Source organism: Gilliamella sp. B14448G11, from assembly GCF_016101765.1.
Taxonomy (GTDB): domain Bacteria; phylum Pseudomonadota; class Gammaproteobacteria; order Enterobacterales; family Orbaceae; genus Gilliamella; species Gilliamella apicola_N.
The window spans coordinates 1-3,198 of sequence record NZ_JACFPX010000034.1; the positions used below are offsets into that span (position 1 = coordinate 1).

Consider the following 3,198-nt stretch of genomic DNA (forward strand, 5'->3'; position numbering starts at 1 on the left):
TTTGATTAATCTAGATGCAGTAATACAATTACAAGAAAAACCAATTTATTACTTAGAACAAATGCGAACATATAAGGATTCTAAAAAAGATTATGACCAAATAGGTCACCCAGAAAGGGCTGCAGATGTTGCACACTTGTGTCGGGAAATTTATATTTCATTTGTTTTACCAAATTATGATAGTGATGAAAGTTATTTTGAAGCCATATTAAGGTTTTTTGATAGAAATAATCAAGAAACCGTGGCTTTAAAAATTGCCAATGGTACGAAATTTCCAATCTTAGAGTTTGTCAACGGTTCATCAGAAGATTTATTGATAAAACGGCAGATACCCCTAGAACCTGTTGATAAAGAAGAAGAATTAATTCTAAGCAAAGTTGGACGAATTGAGTCATATAAAAAAGCAACTGACTCGGAAGATAATGAATTGAATTATTTCCAAGTTTTTTATAAAGTGGGCGAATTTTATTATGTAGGTATTGAAGAGATTTATTTACAATTAAATTATTGGCCGAAAGGTGAAACGTCGCAAAATAGTCAAAATAAAATTGTTGACAACCAACCATTGATGATTTATTACACTTATAAAAATCATCACTCCCCTGTGAACGGTTTTTAAGATATAGGAAAATAGATAATGAAACATAATGTCCAATTAACAATCCTAATACTTGTGTCCAGTCTTCTTTTGGGTTGCGATACCTATAATAAAGATGAGTTCAAAAAGTTAATTCAAAATGCTTATGACGAGGTACTGGCTAACACCAAAATTAAAGGGCATTTCTGTCTTTATTTGGGATCTGTAAAATTCCCTTATACAGATATTCCTCCCTCAAAGGAAGATACTAAATGGATGGGTTGGAATAAAGAGGATTTAGCAAAAACCTTACCTTTATTTGCAGAAATAGGTTTATTAACTCGTCATCCCGTTGACGGTAAAGAGGGACTTTATCATTATGATTTGACCGAGTTGGGGCAAGAATATTTATACTCTTCTTATAAAAAGTCAACAAGTGGGAGAACATATTATGATAACTCGTTTTGCTATGGCCCGATAAAAGTCATTAAAGTTACAGATGTGAGCGAAAAAACGTATGAACGAGGTTTGAGCGGTTATAATGAAACACAAGTATCTGTTTATTTTGATTATCAAGTTGTTGATACGCCTGAATGGGTAATTAATAATCAAGATAAACTTAAAGCTGTGTATGATTCTAGTTCCGTGCACTTGCAAAATGTTACTTATCCTCACATGCTACTATACATAAAAGGCAAAGATGGCAAACTATATCAAGATTCATCCGCTTATTTTCTTAAGAAACCTTAATGAAAATATTAATTAAGAATAAATGATGAAAAAAATTATTCAATTAATAGCTGTGATATTTGTAACGAGTCTTTTTTTGCGTTGTTAACAGCAGGATTACAAGCAGGTGTTACTTATATCCAATATCAGGAAAATTTAAAAAAATTAGAAGATAATTCGATTGGTGAAACAATACGCTATGAAATTAAGCGTGATGTACAGTTTGGTTTTTATAAAGTTGTGGCGGGATTCACAAATACCATAAATGAATTGCTTAAATTTGCTGATTTAACGCTGAGTCAAGCTGTCAGAACATTTATTACCAACCGAGCAAGTTTAAGCACGTTAGTTAATGGTATATTTAAAATCTCAACTGGTGCTGCAGGTGTTATGGGCATAATTAGCAGTGTGATTTCCATTACTGAAGGATGCTTCCTTTTTGCTAAAGGAATGCAAAAAAGTGGTGCGGTTGGTACAGCTTTGTGTATCGCAGGTGGTTTACAGGTTATATCGGGGATAGCTAGCTTAGCACAATCGATAGGCTTAATGTTATCTATATCTATATTCAGCGGGCCTATTGGCTTCGCGATTTTTGTGTTCATATTGGTGGCACAACTTGTCATAACTATTATCCAAAAAATATTTAAAGATGAATCAGACGATTGGGATAAAATGCAAATCTGGTTTAATAACTGCTTGTTTGGCACCAAATCATCAGATAAAGGCATCGCTTATGCTGCGACCTTTGATAGTATGGCACTGGAAATTAATGACTTTATGGCAGCTTTGATTAATCTAGATGCAGTAATACAATTACAAGAAAAACCAATTTATTACTTAGAACAAATGCGAACATATAAGGATTCTAAAGAAGCTTATGATCAAGTAGGTCAAAAAGAAAGAGCTATATATGAAGTTGCAAAATATTGTAGGGAAATTTATATCTCATTTGTTTTACCCAACTACATACCTAAACAAAGTTATTTTGAAGCCATATTAAGGTTTTTTGATAGAAATAATAAAGAAACCGTTGCTTTAAAAATTACCAAAGGTACCAAATTTCCAATCTTAGAGTTTGTCAACGATTCACCAGAAGATTTATTGATAAAACGGCAGATACCCCTAGAACCTGTTGATAAAGACGAAAAATTAATTCTAAGCAAAGTTGGACGAATTGAGTCATATAAAAAAGCAACGGATTCAAAAAATAATGAATTGAATTATTTTCAAGTTTTTTATAAAGTGGGCGAATTTTGTTATATAAGTATTGAAGAGATTTATTTACAATTAAATTATTGGCCAAAAGGTCAAACGTCGCAAAATAGTCAAAATAAAATTGTTGACAACCAACCATTGATGATTTATTACACTTATAAAAATCATCACTCTCTTGTAAACGGTTTTTAAGATATAGGAAAATATATAATGAAAAATAATGTCCAATTAACAATCCTAATACTTGTGTCCAGTCTTCTTTTTGGTTGTGATACCTATAATAAAGATGAGTTCAAAAAATCAGCTCAAAATATGTATGATGGAGTTCAAACTGACCTCAAAATCAAAGGAAATTTCTGTTTTTATTTGGGGTCGGTCAAATTCCCTTATACAGATATTCCTCTTTCAAACGAAGATTCTAAATGGGAACGTTCGAATAAAGAGGATTTAGCAAAAACCTTACCTTTATTTGCAGAAATAGGCTTATTAACTCGTCAACCCGTTGACGGTAAAGAGGGACTTTATCATTATGATTTAACAGATTTAGGACGTGAATATCAATATGAAGATATTGATCGTCGAGATGTCGAACCAATTTACGATAACTCGTTTTGCTATGGCCCGATAAAAGTCATTAAAGTAACAGATGTGAGCGAAGAAACTTATGAAAGAGGTTT

4 protein-coding genes are annotated in these 3,198 nt (G+C 32.1%); all 4 read left to right on the forward strand.

The window, feature by feature from the left end:
- The coding region (locus H3S88_RS13000; RefSeq protein ID WP_198237277.1) for a hypothetical protein at positions 1-619 on the forward strand (619 nt) is incomplete at its 5' end.
- An 18-nt stretch (positions 620-637) separates the two neighbouring features.
- Positions 638-1,327, forward strand: a complete 690-nt coding sequence (locus H3S88_RS13005) for a hypothetical protein (protein ID WP_198228735.1) — start codon at positions 638-640, stop codon at positions 1,325-1,327.
- Between the two features lie 81 nt (positions 1,328-1,408).
- On the forward strand, positions 1,409-2,713 hold the full coding sequence (locus H3S88_RS13010) for a hypothetical protein (protein WP_198228734.1): 1,305 nt from the start codon (positions 1,409-1,411) through the stop codon (positions 2,711-2,713).
- An 18-nt stretch (positions 2,714-2,731) separates the two neighbouring features.
- A partial coding sequence (locus tag H3S88_RS13015) for a hypothetical protein (protein WP_198237278.1) occupies positions 2,732-3,198 on the forward strand: 467 nt, incomplete at its 3' end.